Source organism: Stenotrophomonas sp. 96582_Sma, assembly GCF_056480905.1.
In genome coordinates, this window is the sequence record NZ_CM151122.1 from 815,083 (window position 1) to 833,667 (window position 18,585).

Here is an 18,585-nt window from a genome sequence, read left to right on the forward strand (position 1 = left end):
GATGGCACAGACCAAGCGTGAGAAGGCCATCAAGGCCGCCGTCGTTCCGGGCAAGGCATACGCCTTCGAGGACGCGATCAACATCCTGAAGAGCGCCACCAAGGCCAAGTTCGTCGAGTCGATCGACGTCGCTGTGCGCCTGGGCGTCGATGCGAAGAAGTCCGACCAGCAGGTCCGTGGCTCCACCGTGCTGCCGGCCGGTACCGGCAAGTCGGTCCGCGTCGCCGTGTTCGCTCCGGCCGGTGCCAAGGCTGACGAAGCCCTGGCCGCTGGCGCCGAAGCCGTCGGTATGGATGATCTGGCCGAGAAGATGCAGGCCGGCGATCTGAACTACGACGTCGTCATCGCGACCCCGGACGCCATGCGCGTCGTCGGTAAGCTGGGCACCGTGCTGGGCCCGCGCGGCCTGATGCCGAACCCGAAGGTCGGCACCGTTTCCCCGAACCCGGGTGAAGCCGTGAAGAACGCCAAGTCGGGTCAGGTCCGTTACCGCACCGACAAGGCTGGCATCATCCACTGCACCATCGGCAAGGCCGACTTCGCCGAAGACGCGCTGAAGTCGAACCTGACCGCGCTGCTGCTGGACCTGATCAAGGCCAAGCCGGCCACCTCGAAGGGCACCTACCTGCAGAAGGTTTCGGTCAGCTCGACGATGGGCCCGGGCGTCACCGTCGACCAGTCGTCGCTGACCCTGAAGTAATTGTTTCAAGCGGTCACGGTACCTTCGGTGCCGTGACCGTGACATTTGAAGGCATCGCTGGCCGTACATCGCCCGCGGTAGCCGTCAAAGACCGCAGGCGCGGTCGTGGCAATACCGGCGACGGGCACGGAAGCTCGATCTGGCAAGGAGTCGCCGCCGGAGCAGTCATGAGCGCTTAATCGATTCCCCGGAATCACCCTGCGTAGATGGTGCCCTTCTGGAGTTTTTCTGGTTCACGCACGTCTGGGTTTCCCAGGTTGGCCCACTCCAGGTCTAGAACGGCCCACCCCCGGAACATCATCCCGATGTTCCCGGCGTCCAGGACGGATGCCGCACAGGACCGCACACGGCAGGAGCCGTAAGCGGAGTTCAATAGGAGGAGTGCAATGGCTCTCAATCTGTCCCAGAAGCAAGAAGTAGTCGCCGAGCTGGCAGACGTCGCCGCCAAGGCCCACTCCTTGATCGCAGCCGAATACGCTGGCACCACGGTCGCCCAGATGACCGCGATGCGCAAGCAGGCTCGTGAAACCGGTGTTTTCTTGAAGGTTGTCAAGAACACCCTGGCTTCGCGCGCCGTTGAAGGCACCGAGTTCGCAGTCGCCCAGGACCAGATGGTTGGTCCGCTGCTGTACGCGTTCTCGCTCGAGGAGCCCGGCGCTGCCGGTCGCCTGATCAAGGAAGCCGCCAAGGGCAACGACAAGCTGAAGGCTAAGGTCGTCGCCATCGGTGGCGAAGTGTTCCCGGCAAGCCACGTCGAAGTGCTGGCCTCGCTGCCGACCCGCGACCAGGCCCTGGCCATGCTGGCCCGCGTCCTGACCGAGCCGGTCACGATGTTTGCCCGCGCCATCAAGGCCGTTGGCGAGAAGCAGGGTGGTGGCGACGTCGCCGCCGACGCTGCCGAGCCGGCCGCCGAGACCGCCTGAGTTTCGACTTACCGTGGTTCCTGACGGAACCTCAACCCAGAAAATCATCCAAAGGTATTAATCATGTCCCTTACCAACGAACAGATCGTCGACGCCATCGCCGAGAAGTCCCTGATGGAAGTGATGGAGCTGGTCAAGGCCATCGAAGAGAAGTTCGGCGTCTCCGCCGCTGCTCCGGTTGCCGTGGCTGCTGCTGCTGGCCCGGCCGCTGCTGTTGAAGAGCAGACCGAGTTCACCGTCACCCTGAAGTCGGCCGGCGACAAGAAGGTCGAAGTCATCAAGGCCGTCCGCGCCATCACCGGCCTGGGCCTGAAGGAAGCGAAGGACCTGGCCGAAGCCGGTGGCGTCCTGAAGGAAGGCGCTTCGAAGGACGACGCCGAGAAGATGAAGAAGGACCTGGAAGCTGCTGGCGCGACTGTCGAAGTCAAGTAAGCAGTTACCTTGCATCGTCACCGATTCACGGCGATGCAGCCAAGGCTGGGGGCGTAAGCCCCCGGCCTTTGGTCGTTGTTGCAGTACCGGTAGGGTCGACTGTTAGTCGACTGTTTCAAAAGCAGAAAAAGCCCAACACGGGCTGCGGTCAGACCCCGGCAGGCCAGCGCAGAGCGCGGCAGCGGGGGAGTGGATGCAGACGAGTTGGCAGTTGGAAGTAGCGGGAGAAGGCGTGCTGGTGCCGGCAATACCAGCGACTTCCAACTGACAATTTCAAGTTCCCTTCGGATCGTGGGCGCACGATCCGCACAACAAGGTGGAAGACCTCATGACGTCCTATTCGTTCACCGAAAAAAAGCGTATCCGCAAGGATTTCGGCAAGCAGCGCTCGATTCTCGAAGTGCCGTTCCTGCTCGCCATCCAGGTGGATTCCTATCGTGAATTCCTGCAGGAAAACGTCGATCCGGCCAAGCGCACGGACCACGGCCTGCACGCTGCGCTGAAGTCGGTCTTCCCGATCGCCAGCTACAGCGGCAACGCTGCCCTGGAATACGTCGGCTACAAGCTGGGCGAACCGGTCTTCGACGAGCGTGAGTGCCGCCAGCGTGGCATGAGCTACGGCGCCCCGCTGCGCGTGACCGTGCGCCTGGTGATCTACGACCGTGAGTCGTCGACCAAGGCCATCAAGTACGTGAAGGAGCAGGAGGTCTATCTGGGCGAAATCCCGCTGATGACCGAGAACGGCACCTTCATCGTCAACGGCACCGAGCGCGTCATCGTCTCGCAGCTGCACCGTTCGCCGGGCGTGTTCTTCGACCACGACCGTGGCAAGACCCACAGCTCGGGCAAGCTGCTGTACAGCGCCCGCATCATTCCTTACCGCGGTTCCTGGCTGGACTTCGAGTTCGACCCGAAGGATGCGCTGTTCACCCGTATCGACCGCCGCCGCAAGCTGCCGGTGTCGATCCTGCTGCGCGCGCTCGGCTACAGCAACGAAGAGATGCTGGCCGAGTTCTTCGAGATCAACACCTTCCACATCAACCCGGATGAAGGCGTCCAGCTGGAGCTGGTGCCGGAGCGCCTGCGCGGCGAAACCCTGGGCTTCGACCTCGCCGACGGCGACAAGGTCATCGTGGAAGCCGGCAAGCGCATCACCGCGCGCCACATCAAGCAGCTGGAAGCCTCGGGCATCGCCGCCCTGGCCGTGCCGGACGACTACATCGTCGGCCGCATCCTGTCGCACGACGTGGTCGATGCTTCGACCGGCGAACTGCTGGCCCAGGCCAACGACGAGATCACCGACGAGCAGCTGCAGGCCTTCCGCAAGGCCGGTGTGGATGCCGTGGGCACCCTGTGGGTGAACGATCTGGATCGTGGCCCGTACCTGTCCAACACCCTGCGCATCGACCCGACCAAGACCCAGCTGGAAGCCCTGGTCGAGATCTACCGCATGATGCGTCCGGGCGAGCCGCCGACCAAGGATGCCGCGCAGAACCTGTTCCACAACCTGTTCTTCACCTTCGAGCGCTACGACCTGTCTGCGGTCGGCCGCATGAAGTTCAACCGTCGCGTGGGCCGCAAGGAAACCACCGGCGAAGCCGTGTTGTACGACCGCAAGTACTACGGTGAGCGCAACGACGAAGAGTCCAAGCGCCTGGTTGCCGCCCATGGCGACAGCTCCGACATCCTGGACGTGATCAAGGTTCTGACCGAGATCCGCAACGGTCGCGGCGTGGTCGATGACATCGATCACCTGGGCAACCGTCGCGTGCGTTCGGTCGGTGAAATGGCCGAGAACGTGTTCCGCGTGGGCCTGGTCCGCGTCGAGCGCGCGGTCAAGGAGCGCCTGTCGATGGCCGAGTCGGAAGGCCTGACCCCGCAGGAGCTGATCAACGCCAAGCCGGTCGCCGCTGCCATCAAGGAGTTCTTCGGCTCCTCGCAGCTGTCGCAGTTCATGGACCAGAACAACCCGCTGTCGGAAGTGACCCACAAGCGTCGCGTCTCGGCCCTGGGCCCGGGCGGCCTGACCCGTGAGCGCGCCGGCTTCGAAGTGCGCGACGTGCACCCGACCCATTACGGCCGCGTCTGCACCATCGAAACCCCGGAAGGCCCGAACATCGGCCTGATCAACTCGCTGGCCGTGTACGCCCGCACCAACCAGTACGGTTTCCTCGAGACCCCGTACCGCAAGGTCGTGGACGGCAAGGTCTATGACGAAGTCGAGTTCCTGTCGGCCATCGAAGAAAACGAGTACGTCATTGCGCAGGCCAACGCCCTGACCAATGCCGACAGCGTGCTGACCGAGCAGTTCGTTCCGTGCCGCTTCCAGGGCGAGTCGCTGCTGAAGCCGCCGGCGGAAGTCCACTTCATGGACGTCTCGCCGATGCAGACCGTGTCGATCGCGGCCGCGCTGGTTCCGTTCCTGGAGCACGATGACGCCAACCGCGCACTGATGGGCGCCAACATGCAGCGTCAGGCTGTGCCGACCCTGCGTGCGCAGAAGCCGCTGGTCGGTACCGGCATCGAGCGCGCCGTGGCGCGTGACTCCGGTGTGACCGTGAACGCCCGTCGTGGTGGCGAGATCGTGCAGATCGACGCGGCCCGCATCGTGGTCAAGGTCAACGAGGAAGAGATCGTTGGCGCCACCGACGCAGGCGTGGACATCTACAACCTGGTCAAGTACACCCGTTCGAACCAGAACACCTGCATCAACCAGCGTCCGCTGGTCCAGGTGGGTGACGTCATCGCCCGCGGCGACGTGCTGGCCGACGGTCCGTCCACCGACATCGGCGAACTGGCCCTGGGCCAGAACATGCTGATCGCGTTCATGCCGTGGAACGGCTACAACTTCGAAGACTCCATCCTGCTCTCCGAGCGCGTGGTGGAAGAGGATCGTTACACCACGATCCACATCGAAGAGCTGACCTGCGTCGCGCGTGACACCAAGCTGGGGCCGGAGGAAATCTCCGCCGACATCCCGAACGTCTCCGAGCAGGCGCTGAACCGCCTGGACGAGAGCGGCGTGGTGTACATCGGTGCGGAAGTCCGCGCCGGCGACATCATGGTCGGCAAGGTCACCCCGAAGGGCGAAAGCCAGCTGACCCCGGAAGAGAAGCTGCTGCGCGCGATCTTCGGCGAGAAGGCTTCGGACGTGAAGGACAGCTCGCTGCGCGTTCCGCCGGGCATGGACGGCACCGTCATCGACGTGCAGGTCTTCACCCGCGACGGCATCGAGAAGGACAAGCGCGCCCGCCAGATCGAAGAGTCTGAAATCAAGCGCGTCAAGAAGGACTTCGACGACCAGTTCCGCATCCTGGAAGCCGCCATCTACATGCGTCTGCGTTCGCAGATCGTGGGCAAGGTGGTCAACGGTGGCGCTGGCCTGAAGAAGGGCGACGTCATCAGCGACGCCTTCCTGGACGGCCTGAAGAAGGCTGACTGGTTCGCCCTGCGCATGAAGGACGAGGACGCTTCGGAAGCCATCGAGCGCGCCCAGAAGCAGATCCAGGCGCACGAGAAGGAATTCGAGCGTCGCTTCGCCGACAAGCGCGGCAAGATCACCGCCGGTGACGACCTCGCCCCGGGCGTGCTGAAGATGGTCAAGGTGTTCCTGGCCGTGAAGCGCCGCATCCAGCCGGGCGACAAGATGGCAGGCCGCCACGGCAACAAGGGTGTGGTCTCCAACGTGGTGCCGGTCGAGGACATGCCGTACATGGCCTCGGGCGAAACCGTGGACATCGTGCTGAACCCGCTGGGCGTGCCGTCGCGTATGAACATCGGCCAGATCCTGGAAGTGCATCTGGGCTGGGCTGCCAAGGGCCTGGGCCGCAAGATCCAGGCGATGATGGAAGCCCAGGCGGCGGTTGCCGACCTGCGCAAGTTCCTGGACGACATCTACAACCACGACGACACCAACGTGGCCAACCGTGTCGACCTGTCGCAGTTCAGCGACGAGGAACTGCTGCGTCTGGCCCGTAACCTCACCGACGGCGTGCCGATGGCCACCCCGGTGTTCGACGGCGCCACCGAAGCGGAAATCAAGCGCATGCTGGAACTGGCCGACCTGCCGAGCAGTGGCCAGACCCAGCTGTACGACGGCCGCACCGGTGAAGCGTTCGATCGCCACACCACCGTGGGTTACATGCACTACCTGAAGCTGAATCACCTGGTCGACGACAAGATGCACGCCCGTTCGACCGGTCCGTACTCGCTCGTCACCCAGCAGCCGCTGGGTGGCAAGGCGCAGTTCGGCGGCCAGCGCTTCGGTGAAATGGAAGTCTGGGCGCTGGAAGCCTACGGCGCGGCCTACACCCTGCAGGAAATGCTGACGGTGAAGTCCGATGACGTGCAGGGCCGCAACCAGATGTACAAGAACATCGTCGACGGTGAGCACGAGATGGTCGCGGGCATGCCGGAATCCTTCAACGTGCTCGTGAAGGAAATCCGCTCGCTGGCCATCAACATGGAACTGGAAGACAACTGATCCATGCCGGCGCGGCGGCCTCTGCCGCCGCGCCGCTGGCAGTCAACTGAAAGCCCATCGACACAGCATTCCTCCTTCTGGAGAACACCATGAAAGACCTGCTCAACCTCTTCAACCAGCAGCGCCAGACGCTGGACTTCGACGCGATCAAGATCGCGCTGGCCTCGCCGGACCTGATCCGTTCGTGGTCCTTCGGCGAAGTGAAGAAGCCGGAAACCATCAACTACCGTACCTTCAAGCCGGAGCGTGACGGCCTGTTCTGCGCCGCCATCTTCGGCCCGGTGAAGGACTACGAGTGCCTGTGCGGCAAGTACAAGCGCATGAAGCACCGCGGCGTGGTCTGCGAAAAGTGCGGCACCGAAGTGACCCTGGCCAAGGTGCGTCGTGAGCGCATGGGCCATATCGACCTGGCCTCGCCGGTCGCGCACATCTGGTTCCTGAAGTCGCTGCCGTCGCGCATCGGCCTGATGCTGGACATGACCCTGCGCGACATCGAGCGCGTGCTGTACTTCGAAGCCTACGTGGTGACCGAGCCGGGCCTGACCGCCCTGGAGCGCCGCCAGCTGCTGACCGAAGAACAGTACCTGCAGGCCCGCCAGGAGCACGGTGACGACTTCGACGCCGCGATGGGCGCCGAGGCCGTGTACGAACTGCTGCGCACCATCGACCTGCAGTCGGAAATGACCCGCCTGCGCGAGGAAATCGCCGCTACCGGTTCGGAAACCAAGCTCAAGCGCCTCACCAAGCGCATCAAGCTGATCGAAGCCTTCCTGGAATCGGGCAACCGTCCGGAGTGGATGGTCATGACCGTGCTGCCGGTGCTGCCGCCGGACCTGCGTCCGCTGGTTCCGCTGGATGGCGGCCGCTTCGCGACCTCCGACCTGAACGACCTGTACCGCCGCGTCATCAACCGTAACAACCGCCTGCGCCGCCTGCTCGAACTGAGCGCGCCGGACATCATCGTGCGCAATGAAAAGCGCATGCTGCAGGAATCGGTCGATGCGCTGCTGGACAACGGCCGTCGTGGCCGTGCCATCACCGGCACCAACAAGCGCCCGCTGAAGTCGCTGGCCGACATGATCAAGGGCAAGCAGGGTCGCTTCCGCCAGAACCTGCTGGGCAAGCGCGTCGACTACTCGGGCCGTTCGGTCATCGTGGTCGGTCCGTACCTGCGCCTGCACCAGTGCGGCCTGCCGAAGAAGATGGCGCTTGAGCTGTTCAAGCCGTTCGTCTTCGCCAAGCTGCAGCGTCGTGGCCTGGCCACCACCATCAAGGCCGCCAAGAAGCTGGTCGAGCGCGAAGAAGCCGAAGTCTGGGACATCCTGGAAGAGGTCATCCGCGAGCATCCGGTGATGCTGAACCGTGCGCCGACCCTGCACCGTCTGGGCATCCAGGCGTTCGAGCCGGTGCTGATCGAAGGCAAGGCCATCCAGCTGCACCCGCTGGTCTGCACCGCGTTCAACGCCGACTTCGACGGTGACCAGATGGCCGTCCACGTGCCGCTCTCGCTGGAAGCCCAGCTGGAAGCGCGTGCGCTGATGATGTCGACCAACAACATCCTGTCGCCGGCCAACGGCGAGCCGATCATCGTGCCGTCGCAGGACGTCGTGCTGGGTCTGTACTACATGACCCGCTCGCTGGAAAACAAGAAGGGCGAGGGCATGGCCTTCGCCAACATCGCCGAAGTGAAGCGTGCCTACGACAACCGCGTGGTGGAACTGCACGCGCGCGTCAAGGTCCGCATCACCGAGGTGGTGACCGACGAAGACGGCGTCAAGCAGAACAAGACCTCGATCGTGGACACCACGATCGGTCGCGCCCTGCTGGCTGAAATCCTGCCGGAAGGTCTGCCGTTCGCGCTGGCCAACACCGAGCTGACCAAGAAGAACATCAGCCGCCTGATCAACTCCAGCTACCGCCAGCTGGGTCTGAAGGACACGGTCGTGTTCGCCGATAAGCTGATGTACACCGGCTTCGCCTACGCGACCCGCGCCGGCGTCTCGATCGGCATCGATGACATGCTGATCCCGGACGAGAAGAAGGGCATCCTCACCGAGGCCGAAGCCGAAGTGCTGGAAATCCAGGAGCAGTACCAGTCGGGCCTGGTCACCGCCGGCGAGCGCTACAACAAGGTGGTCGACATCTGGTCGCGCACCAACGAGCGCATCGCCAAGGCGATGATGGACACCATCGGTACCGAGAAGGTCGTCAATGCCAAGGGTGAGACCATCGACCAGAAGTCGATGAACTCGCTGTACATCATGGCCGACTCCGGTGCGCGTGGTTCGCAGGCGCAGATCCGTCAGCTGGCCGGTATGCGTGGCCTGATGGCGCGTCCGGACGGCTCGATCATCGAGACGCCCATCAAGGCGAACTTCCGTGAAGGCCTGAACGTGCAGGAGTACTTCAACTCCACCCACGGTGCCCGTAAGGGTCTGGCCGATACCGCGCTGAAGACCGCGAACTCGGGTTACCTGACCCGTCGTCTGGTCGACGTCGCGCAGGACGTGGTGATCACCGAGGTGGATTGCGGTACCACCGAAGGCCTGATCATGACCCCGATCGTGGAAGGCGGCGACGTGGTCGAGCCGCTGAAGGATCGCGTGCTGGGTCGCGTGGTTGCCGAGGACGTGTTCCTGCCGGGCAACGACGAAGATCCGATCGTCACCCGCAACACCCTGCTGGACGAAGCCTGGGTCGCCAAGCTGGAAGACGCCGGCGTGCAGAGCATCAAGGTGCGTTCGACGATCTCGTGCGAATCGGCCTTCGGTGTCTGCGGTCGCTGCTACGGCCGCGATCTGGCCCGTGGCCACCTGGTCAACATCGGTGAAGCGGTCGGCGTCATCGCCGCCCAGTCCATCGGTGAGCCGGGTACCCAGCTGACCATGCGTACGTTCCACATCGGTGGTGCGGCGTCGCGAGCTGCTGCGGTCGACAACATCACCGTCAAGACCACCGGCTCGGTCAAGTTCAGCAACCTCAAGTCCGTCGAGCATGCCAATGGCTCGCTGGTGGCAGTGTCGCGCTCGGGCGAAATCTCGGTGCTCGATGCCCACGGCCGTGAGCGTGAGCGCTACAAGCTGCCGTACGGTGCGACCATCACGTCCAAGGACGGTGATGCGATCAAGGCTGGCCAGACCGTGGCCAACTGGGATCCGCATAACCACCCGATCGTGTCGGAAGTGGCCGGTTTCATCCGCTTCATCGACTTCGTCGACGGCATCACCGTCATCGAGAAGACCGACGAGCTGACCGGCCTGGCGTCGCGCGAAATCACCGATCCGAAGCGTCGTGGTACCCAGGCCAAGGACCTGCGCCCGATCGTGCGCATCGTCGACGCCAAGGGCAACGACCTGTCGATCCCGGGCACCGACCTGCCGGCGCAGTACCTGCTGCCGCCGCGCTCGATCGTCAACCTGCAGGACGGCGCTGCCGTCGGCGTGGGTGACGTGGTCGCCAAGATTCCGCAGGAAGCGTCGAAGACCCGCGACATCACCGGTGGTCTGCCGCGCGTGGCCGATCTGTTCGAAGCGCGCAAGCCGAAGGATCCGGCGGTGCTGGCCGAGCGTTCGGGCATCATCAGCTTCGGCAAGGACACCAAGGGCAAGCAGCGCCTGATCATCAAGGACACCGATGGTTCGGAGCACGAAGAGCTGATCCCGAAGTACCGCCAGGTCATCGTGTTCGAAGGCGAGCATGTCACCAAGGGTGAAACCATCGTGGACGGCGAGCCGAGCCCGCAGGACATCCTGCGTCTGCTGGGTGTCGAACCGCTGGCGGCCTACCTGGTGAAGGAAATCCAGGACGTGTACCGCCTGCAGGGCGTGAAGATCAACGACAAGCACATCGAGGTGATCACCCGCCAGATGCTGCGCAAGGTCGAGATCACCGACCAGGGCAGCAGCAAGTTCCTGAACGGCGAACAGGTGGAGCGTCAGCGTGTTATCGAGGAGAATGCGCGCCTGTCGACCCGCAACGAGCTGCCGGCGCACTTCGATCCGGTCCTGCTGGGTATCACCAAGGCCTCGCTGGCGACCGAATCGTTCATCTCGGCCGCGTCGTTCCAGGAAACCACCCGCGTGCTGACCGAAGCGGCCGTCCGCGGCACCTCGGACAACCTGCGTGGCCTGAAGGAAAACGTCATCGTGGGTCGCCTGATTCCGGCCGGTACCGGCCTGGCGTACCACAGCAACCGCCGTCGCGGTGCTTCCGGTCTCACCGAGTCGGAAATGCAGACCCTGGCCGGCACCCCGGCTGCGGTCGAGGCACCGGTGGTTGAAGCCGAAGCTGAACAGGCCTCGGGCGAAGAATGAGGTATCCGGTCCGGCCGCAGGGCCGGACCACCCCATCGGTCCATCGATGGGATAGGGAAAGGGCAGGGGAGATCGTCCGCGATCGACTCGGCCAACCTGAACGGGGTACATGGAGGCCCCCCAGTAACGTTCCGGGATCAGGAACGGGCTTGACAGGAGGCGTTTGACTGCTTTCCTGGCAGGTTGCTACAATCGTCTGTCTCAGCAGGCCAGAATTTTGGCCTGCTTTAACATTTCCGCATCTCTGGTCGGATTTTCCGGCCACCAATCAGAAGAACCTACTGATGGCGACGATCAACCAGCTGGTCCGCAAGCCGCGGCAAGCGACCACCTACAAGAGTGCCTCGCCGGCGCTCGACAAGTGCCCGCAGCGCCGTGGCGTCTGCACCCGTGTCTACACCACCACTCCGAAGAAGCCGAACTCGGCTCTGCGCAAGGTTGCCAAGGTCCGCCTGACCAACCAGGAAGAAGTGATTTCCTACATCGGTGGTGAAGGCCACAACCTGCAGGAGCACTCCGTGGTCCTGATCCGCGGCGGTCGCGTCAAGGACCTGCCGGGTGTGCGTTACCACACCGTTCGTGGCTCGCTCGACGCCGCCGGCGTTGCCAAGCGTCGCCAGGCCCGTTCCAAGTACGGCGCCAAGCGTCCGAAGGCATAAGGAGAGAGCACTATGTCGCGTAAGGGTAATACTCCGCAGCGTTCCGTCCTGCCCGATCCGAAGCACGGAAGCGAAACCATCGCCCGCTTCATCAACATGGTCATGCAGAGCGGCAAGAAGTCCGTCGCCGAAAAGATCGTGTACGGCGCCATGGACGTGATCACCGAGAAGAACAGCAGCGCCAACGCCATTGAACTGGTGCAGAAGGCTCTGGACAACGTCGCTCCGGCGGTCGAAGTCAAGTCGCGTCGCGTCGGTGGTGCCACCTACCAGGTGCCGGTCGAAGTGCGTTCGTCGCGCAAGATGGCCCTGGCCATGCGCTGGCTGATCGACTCCGCGCGCAAGCGTGGTGAGAACACCATGCCGAAGAAGCTGGCTGCTGAACTGATCGACGCCTCGGAAAACCGTGGCGGCGCCATCAAGAAGCGCGAAGAAACCCACCGCATGGCCGAAGCCAACAAGGCATTCGCCCACTACCGCTGGTGAGTTTGACGGCCTTGTAAAACAGGCAGGGCAGCACCACTTCGGTGCGTGCTGCCTCGCGGTCCCAGAAGGACTGCGCCAATCCGAAGGCCGCCGAAAGGCGGCGTTCGGCCATCCGAAATCCAAGAAATCTGAGAGGCTCCCGTGGCCCGTTCCACTCCCATCGAGCGTTACCGTAACTTCGGCATCATGGCTCACATCGATGCCGGCAAGACCACCACGTCCGAGCGCATCCTGTTCTACACCGGCAAGAGCCACAAGATCGGTGAAGTGCACGACGGCGCCGCCACCATGGACTGGATGGAGCAGGAGCAGGAGCGTGGCATCACGATCCAGTCCGCTGCCACCACCGCGTTCTGGAAGGGCATGGACAAGTCCCTGCCGGAGCACCGCTTCAACATCATCGACACCCCCGGGCACGTCGACTTCACCATCGAAGTGGAGCGCTCGCTGCGCGTGCTCGACGGTGCCGTCTTCGTCCTGTGCGCCGTCGGTGGCGTGCAGCCGCAGTCGGAAACCGTGTGGCGCCAGGCCAACAAGTACCACGTGCCGCGCATCGCGTTCGTCAACAAGATGGACCGCACCGGTGCCAACTTCCAGAAGGTCGTCGGCCAGCTGAAGGCCAAGCTGGGCGCGGTTGCCGTGCCGATGCAGCTGCCGATCGGCGCTGAAGACAACTTCAAGGGCGTTGTCGACCTGCTGAAGATGAAGGCCATCCATTGGGATGAGGCTTCGCAGGGCATGAAGTTCGAATACGGTGAAATCCCGGCCGATCTGCAGGGCCCGGCTGAAGAGGCTCGCCAGTTCATGGTCGAGACCGCTGCCGAAGCCAGCGAAGAGCTGATGGAAAAGTACCTGGGCGGCGAAGAGCTGGCCGAGGCTGAAATCATCAACGCGCTGCGTACCCGCACCCTGGCCACCGAGATCGTGCCGATGTACTGCGGCTCGGCCTTCAAGAACAAGGGCGTGCAGGCCATGCTGGACGGCGTGATCCAGCTGCTGCCGTCGCCGGTCGACGTGCCGGACGTGAAGGGCGTGGACGTTGACGACGACACCGTCGAAATGACCCGCAAGTCGGACGACAAGGCTCCGTTCTCGTCGCTGGCCTTCAAGATCATCACCGACCCGTTCGTCGGCGCGCTGACCTTCTTCCGTGTCTACTCGGGCACCCTGAACGGTGGCGACACCGTGCTGAACTCGGTGAAGGGCAAGAAGGAGCGCATCGGCCGCATCCTGCAGATGCACTCGAACAACCGCGAGGAAATCAAGGAAGTTCTGGCCGGTGACATCGCCGCTGCCGTGGGCCTGAAGGACACCACCACCGGTGACACCCTGTGCGCCGTGGACGCCCCGATCATCCTGGAGCGCATGACGTTCCCGGAGCCGGTGATCTCGATGGCCGTCGAGCCGAAGACCAAGTCGGACCAGGAAAAGATGGGTCTGGCCCTGGGCCGTCTGGCGCAGGAAGATCCGTCGTTCCGCGTCAAGACCGACGAAGAATCCGGCCAGACCATCATCTCGGGCATGGGCGAGCTGCACCTGGACATCATCGTCGACCGCCTGAAGCGCGAGTTCAACGTTGAAGCCAACGTCGGCGCGCCGCAGGTGGCCTACCGCGAAACCATCACCCTGGCCGACGTCAAGTCGGACTACAAGCACGCCAAGCAGTCCGGTGGTAAGGGTCAGTACGGTCACGTCGTGATCGAACTGTCGCCGATCACCGCTGCCGACCGTGCCGATCCGAAGCTGGCTCCGGCCATCAAGGACGACTTCCTGTTCATCAACGACATCACCGGCGGCGTGATCCCGAAGGAATTCATTCCGTCGGTTGAAAAGGGCCTGCGCGAAACCATCACCAGCGGTCCGCTGGCTGGCTTCCCGGTCGTGGACGTCAAGGTGAAGCTGGTGTTCGGTTCGTACCACGACGTCGACTCCTCGGAAATGGCGTTCAAGCTGGCTTCGTCGATGGCCTTCAAGCAGGGCTTCGCCAAGGCCAAGCCGGTGCTGCTGGAGCCGATCATGAAGGTCGAGATCGTGACCCCGGAGGATTACCAGGGTGACGTGATGGGCGACGTCAGCCGTCGTCGCGGCGTGCTGCAGGGTTCCGACACCACCGGTGACGGCTCCGCTTCGATCATCAACGCGATGATCCCGCTGGGTGAAATGTTCGGCTACGCCACTGCGCTGCGTTCGCAGACCCAGGGCCGCGCCACCTTCACCATGGAATTCGATCACTACGAGCCGGCTCCGACCAACATCGCCGAAGCCGTCATGAAGAAGGGCTGAGCCTCGCTCAGCCTCTCTTGAAACCACTTACGAACAATCAAGGTATAGAACAATGGCAAAGGGTAAGTTCGAGCGCACCAAGCCGCACGTCAACGTCGGCACCATCGGTCACGTCGATCACGGCAAGACCACGCTGACCGCTGCACTGACCAAGATCGGTGCCGAGCGCTTCGGTGGCGAGTTCAAGGATTACTCCTCGATCGACGCCGCGCCGGAAGAAAAGGCGCGTGGTATCACGATCTCGACCGCGCACGTCGAATACGAATCCCCGGTCCGTCACTACGCCCACGTCGATTGCCCGGGCCACGCTGACTACGTCAAGAACATGATCACCGGTGCCGCCCAGATGGACGGCGCGATCCTGGTGTGCTCGGCCGCTGACGGCCCGATGCCGCAGACCCGCGAGCACATCCTGCTGTCGCGTCAGGTCGGCGTGCCGTACATCGTCGTGTTCCTGAACAAGGCCGACATGGTTGACGACGCCGAGCTGCTCGAGCTGGTCGAAATGGAAGTGCGCGAGCTGCTGAGCAAGTACGACTTCCCGGGCGACGACACCCCGATCATCGCCGGTTCGGCCCGTCTGGCGCTGGAAGGCGACCAGAGCGACATCGGCGTGCCGGCCATCCTGAAGCTGGTCGATGCCCTGGACAGCTGGATTCCGGAGCCGGAGCGCGCTATCGACAAGCCGTTCCTGATGCCGGTGGAAGACGTGTTCTCGATCTCGGGCCGCGGCACCGTGGTGACCGGTCGTATCGAGCGCGGCGTGATCAAGGTTGGCGACGAAATCGAAATCGTCGGCATCCGTCCGGTGCAGAAGACCACCGTGACCGGCGTTGAAATGTTCCGCAAGCTGCTGGACCAGGGTCAGGCAGGCGACAACGCTGGCCTGCTGCTGCGCGGCACCAAGCGTGACGACGTCGAGCGTGGCCAGGTTCTGGCCAAGCCGGGTTCGATCAAGCCGCACACCAAGTTCGAAGGCGAAGTCTACGTCCTGTCGAAGGACGAGGGCGGCCGTCACACCCCGTTCTTCAACGGCTACCGTCCGCAGTTCTACTTCCGCACCACCGACATCACCGGCGCAGCTGCTCTGCCGGAAGGCGTCGAAATGGTGATGCCGGGTGACAACGTCAAGATGGTCGTCACCCTGATCAACCCGGTGGCAATGGACGAAGGCCTGCGCTTCGCCATCCGCGAAGGCGGCCGTACCGTCGGCGCCGGCGTGGTCTCGAAGATCATCGAGTAATCTGGTAGTATCTGCGCCCCGATGTTGCCTGGGTAGGGCATCGGGGCGTATCAAATGGGAAAGCAGGCACAGGATGTGCCTTGTGTTCCCCGGACCAGGAAGGGTCAATGCCATTCAGGCGGCGTCAACAGGCGACTGTTGACAGCTGCCTTGCGTGCCATTATGCTTCTACGTCTGGGCAGGCCGGGTAACTGGTCTGCCTACGTTTTTGAGGTCTATGGAGTGACCTTGGCGGCCTGCAGGACTGTGGGTCGTCCGTATTCAGGAATTTCATGGGACAAAGCAACCCAGAGGCTTTGTCTGTCGCTCTTTTAACGAAGGAACCTACCGCCATGGCGGACCAAAAGATCCGGATCCGGCTGAAAGCGTTCGATCATCGTCTGATCGACCGTTCGGCCAGCGAGATCGTTGAAACGGCAAAGCGGACCGGCGCGCAAGTGCGTGGCCCGATCCCGCTGCCGACCAAGATCGAGCGTTACACCGTTCTCGTTTCCCCGCACGTCGACAAGGACGCGCGTGACCAGTACGAGACCCGCACGCACAAGCGCGTGCTCGATATCGTTGACCCGAATGACAAGACCGTGGACGCGCTGATGAAGCTCGAACTGGCTGCCGGCGTCGACGTTCAGATCAAGCTGACCTGAGGACTACGACCATGACGAAGAAGTATTCGTTGGGCTTCGTGGGCCGCAAGGCTGGCATGAGCCGCGTGTTCACTGAAGATGGCCGCTCCATCCCGGTGACCCTGATCGAAGCAACCCCGAACCGCATCGCGCAGATCAAGACCGTCGAAACCGACGGCTACAGCGCCGTGCAGGTGACCGTCGGCGCGCGTCGCGCTGCCCTGGTCAACAAGCCGGAAGCCGGCCACTTCGCCAAGGCGAAGGTGGAAGCGGGTCGTGGCCTGTGGGAATTCCGCGTTGAAGACGCGCAGCTCGGCGATTTCGCCGTTGGCGGCGAAGTCAAGGCGGACATCTTCGAAGTCGGCCAGATCGTCGACGTCCAGGGTGTCACCAAGGGTAAGGGCTTCCAGGGCACCATCAAGCGCCACAACTTCCGTATGGGCGATGCAACCCACGGTAACTCGCTGTCGCATCGCGCGCCGGGTTCGCTGGGTCAGCGCCAGACCCCGGGTCGCGTTTTCCCGGGCAAGAAGATGTCGGGCCACATGGGCGCGGTGCAGCAGAGCACCCAGAACCTGGAAGTGGTCAAGGTCGACGTCGAGCGCGGTCTGATCGCCGTTCGCGGCGCCGTTCCGGGCGCGGCGGGTGGCGACGTGATCGTCCGTCCGGCGAGCAAGGCATAAGGAGAGATGACGATGGAACTCGTTATCACGGGTAGCAACAACAAGGTCTCGGTCTCCGACGCCGTGTTCGGTCGCGATTTCAGCGAAGATCTGGTCCACCAGGTCGTCGTTGCCTACCGCAACGCCGGTCGCGCCGGCACCAAGGCACAGAAGACTCGCTCCGAAGTGGCTGGTACCACCAAGAAGTCGAAGAAGCAGAAGGGCGGCGGCGCGCGTCATGGCGCACTGACGGCTCCGATCTTCGTCGGCGGCGGTGTCACCTTCGCGGCCAAGCCGCGCAGCTTCGAGCAGAAGGTCAATCGTAAGCAGTACCGTGCCGCCATGTGCGCGATCCTGTCCGAGCTGAACCGTCAGGGCCGTCTGACCATCGTGGAGTCCTTCGACGTCGAAGTGACCAACACGAAGGGTCTGATCGCCAAGCTGGCCGGCCTGGAAGTGGGCAAGCGCCCGCTGATCGTCACCGAAGAAGCGTCCGAGCACCTGTACCTGTCCGCCCGCAATCTGCCGTACGTGCAGGTGCGTGACGTCCAGGGTCTGGATCCGGTCTCGCTGGTGGGTGCCGACACGGTCGTCATCACCGCTGACGCGGTCAAGAAGGTCGAGGAGTGGCTGGCATGAACAGCAACGAAAAAATCTTCAGCGTGCTGCGTGCCCCGCGTGTCTCCGAAAAGACCGCGCGCCTGCAGGAACTCTCCAACCAGTATGTCTTCGAAGTTTCGAACGAAGCCACCAAGGCCGATGTAAAGGCCGCGGTTGAGCAGCTGTTCGACGTCAAGGTCGAAGCCGTCAACGTGGTCAACGTCAAGGGCAAGAACAAGTCCTTCCGTAACCGTGCTGGCCGCCGCGGCGATTGGCGCAAGGCGTACGTTCGCCTGGCCGATGGCCAGTCGATCGATGTAACGGCCAAGGCCTGAGGTACATCCCATGCCATTGATGAAATTCAAGCCCACTTCCCCCGGCCGCCGTTCGGCCGTGCGCGTGGTCACTCCCGACCTGCACAAGGGTGCTCCGCACGCTGCGCTGGTCGAGTCGCAGAGCCGCTCGGGTGGTCGTAACCACCATGGCCGCATCACCGTGCGTCACGTCGGTGGTGGTGCCAAGCAGCACTACCGCATCATCGACTTCAAGCGCAACAAGCTGGGCATCCCGGCGCGCGTGGAACGCATCGAATACGATCCGAACCGCACCGCGCACATCGCTCTGCTGTGCTACGTCGACGGTGAGCGTCGCTACATCATCGCCCCGAAGGGCCTGAAGGCTGGTGATCAGGTGATCGCTGGTTCGGATGCTCCGATCAAGGCTGGCAACACCCTGCCGCTGCGCAACATCCCGGTCGGCACCACCATCCACTGCATCGAACTGAAGCCGGGCAAGGGCGCTCAGATCGCTCGCGCCGCTGGTGCGGCCGTGCAGCTGGTGGCTCGCGAAGGCATCTACGCCACCCTGCGCCTGCGCTCGGGTGAAATGCGTAAGGTTCCGGTCGAGTGCTGCGCCACCATCGGCGAAGTCGGCAACGACGAGCACAGCCTGGAAAAGCTGGGCAAGGCCGGTGCCAAGCGTTGGCGCGGCGTCCGCCCGACCGTTCGTGGTGCTGCCATGAACCCGGTTGACCACCCGCACGGTGGTGGTGAGGCGAAGGCCGGCCAGGGTAATCCGCATCCGGTCACCCCGTGGGGTGTCCCGACCAAGGGTTACAAGACGCGCCATAACAAGCGCACTCAGCAGTTCATCGTCCGCGATCGTAGGGGCTAATCGAC

14 protein-coding genes are annotated in these 18,585 nt (G+C 63.3%); all 14 read left to right on the forward strand.

Annotated features, from left to right (window positions below; translation table 11 throughout):
• Window position 1: 1 nt before the first annotated feature.
• The 14 genes from rplA to rplB all read left to right on the forward strand — a co-directional run bounded on the left by rplA (window position 2) and on the right by rplB (window position 18,580).
• A complete protein-coding gene (gene rplA / locus ACZK2R_RS03730; RefSeq protein WP_004154350.1) occupies window positions 2-700 on the forward strand; it encodes a 50S ribosomal protein L1 in 699 nt (232 codons plus the stop codon).
• A 386-nt stretch (window positions 701-1,086) separates the two neighbouring features.
• Window positions 1,087-1,623, forward strand: a complete 537-nt coding sequence (rplJ, locus tag ACZK2R_RS03735) for a 50S ribosomal protein L10 (RefSeq protein WP_010480377.1) — start codon at window positions 1,087-1,089, stop codon at window positions 1,621-1,623.
• A 63-nt stretch (window positions 1,624-1,686) separates the two neighbouring features.
• Entirely contained in the window at window positions 1,687-2,055 is a 369-nt protein-coding gene (rplL, locus tag ACZK2R_RS03740) for a 50S ribosomal protein L7/L12 (protein WP_010480374.1), read from the forward strand.
• 328 nt (window positions 2,056-2,383) lie between these two features.
• Window positions 2,384-6,538, forward strand: coding sequence for a DNA-directed RNA polymerase subunit beta (gene rpoB / locus ACZK2R_RS03745; RefSeq protein WP_049401089.1), 4,155 nt, complete (start codon window positions 2,384-2,386; stop codon window positions 6,536-6,538).
• An 89-nt stretch (window positions 6,539-6,627) separates the two neighbouring features.
• A complete protein-coding gene (rpoC, locus tag ACZK2R_RS03750; RefSeq protein WP_125895178.1) occupies window positions 6,628-10,851 on the forward strand; it encodes a DNA-directed RNA polymerase subunit beta' in 4,224 nt (1,407 codons plus the stop codon).
• Between the two features lie 284 nt (window positions 10,852-11,135).
• Window positions 11,136-11,510, forward strand: a complete 375-nt coding sequence (gene rpsL, locus ACZK2R_RS03755; protein ID WP_004145320.1) for a 30S ribosomal protein S12 — start codon at window positions 11,136-11,138, stop codon at window positions 11,508-11,510.
• Between the two features lie 12 nt (window positions 11,511-11,522).
• Window positions 11,523-11,996: a 30S ribosomal protein S7 gene (gene rpsG / locus ACZK2R_RS03760; RefSeq protein ID WP_004145321.1), complete on the forward strand. Its 474-nt coding sequence runs from the start codon at window positions 11,523-11,525 to the stop codon at window positions 11,994-11,996.
• Window positions 11,997-12,137: 141 nt separating this feature from the next.
• Window positions 12,138-14,279, forward strand: a complete 2,142-nt coding sequence (gene fusA / locus ACZK2R_RS03765) for an elongation factor G (protein ID WP_049435135.1) — start codon at window positions 12,138-12,140, stop codon at window positions 14,277-14,279.
• Window positions 14,280-14,331: 52 nt separating this feature from the next.
• Window positions 14,332-15,522: an elongation factor Tu gene (gene tuf, locus ACZK2R_RS03770; RefSeq protein WP_004154360.1), complete on the forward strand. Its 1,191-nt coding sequence runs from the start codon at window positions 14,332-14,334 to the stop codon at window positions 15,520-15,522.
• 332 nt (window positions 15,523-15,854) lie between these two features.
• Window positions 15,855-16,166: a 30S ribosomal protein S10 gene (gene rpsJ / locus ACZK2R_RS03775; protein WP_005408208.1), complete on the forward strand. Its 312-nt coding sequence runs from the start codon at window positions 15,855-15,857 to the stop codon at window positions 16,164-16,166.
• A gap of 11 nt (window positions 16,167-16,177) precedes the next feature.
• A complete protein-coding gene (rplC, locus tag ACZK2R_RS03780) occupies window positions 16,178-16,828 on the forward strand; it encodes a 50S ribosomal protein L3 (RefSeq protein ID WP_004145336.1) in 651 nt (216 codons plus the stop codon).
• Between the two features lie 12 nt (window positions 16,829-16,840).
• Window positions 16,841-17,446, forward strand: coding sequence for a 50S ribosomal protein L4 (rplD, locus tag ACZK2R_RS03785; protein WP_004145337.1), 606 nt, complete (start codon window positions 16,841-16,843; stop codon window positions 17,444-17,446).
• Entirely contained in the window at window positions 17,443-17,742 is a 300-nt protein-coding gene (gene rplW, locus ACZK2R_RS03790; RefSeq protein ID WP_004145338.1) for a 50S ribosomal protein L23, read from the forward strand. Before rplD ends, rplW begins: the two co-directional genes overlap by 4 nt.
• 10 nt (window positions 17,743-17,752) lie before the next feature.
• Window positions 17,753-18,580: a 50S ribosomal protein L2 gene (gene rplB, locus ACZK2R_RS03795; protein WP_004145339.1), complete on the forward strand. Its 828-nt coding sequence runs from the start codon at window positions 17,753-17,755 to the stop codon at window positions 18,578-18,580.
• Window positions 18,581-18,585 lie beyond the last annotated feature (5 nt).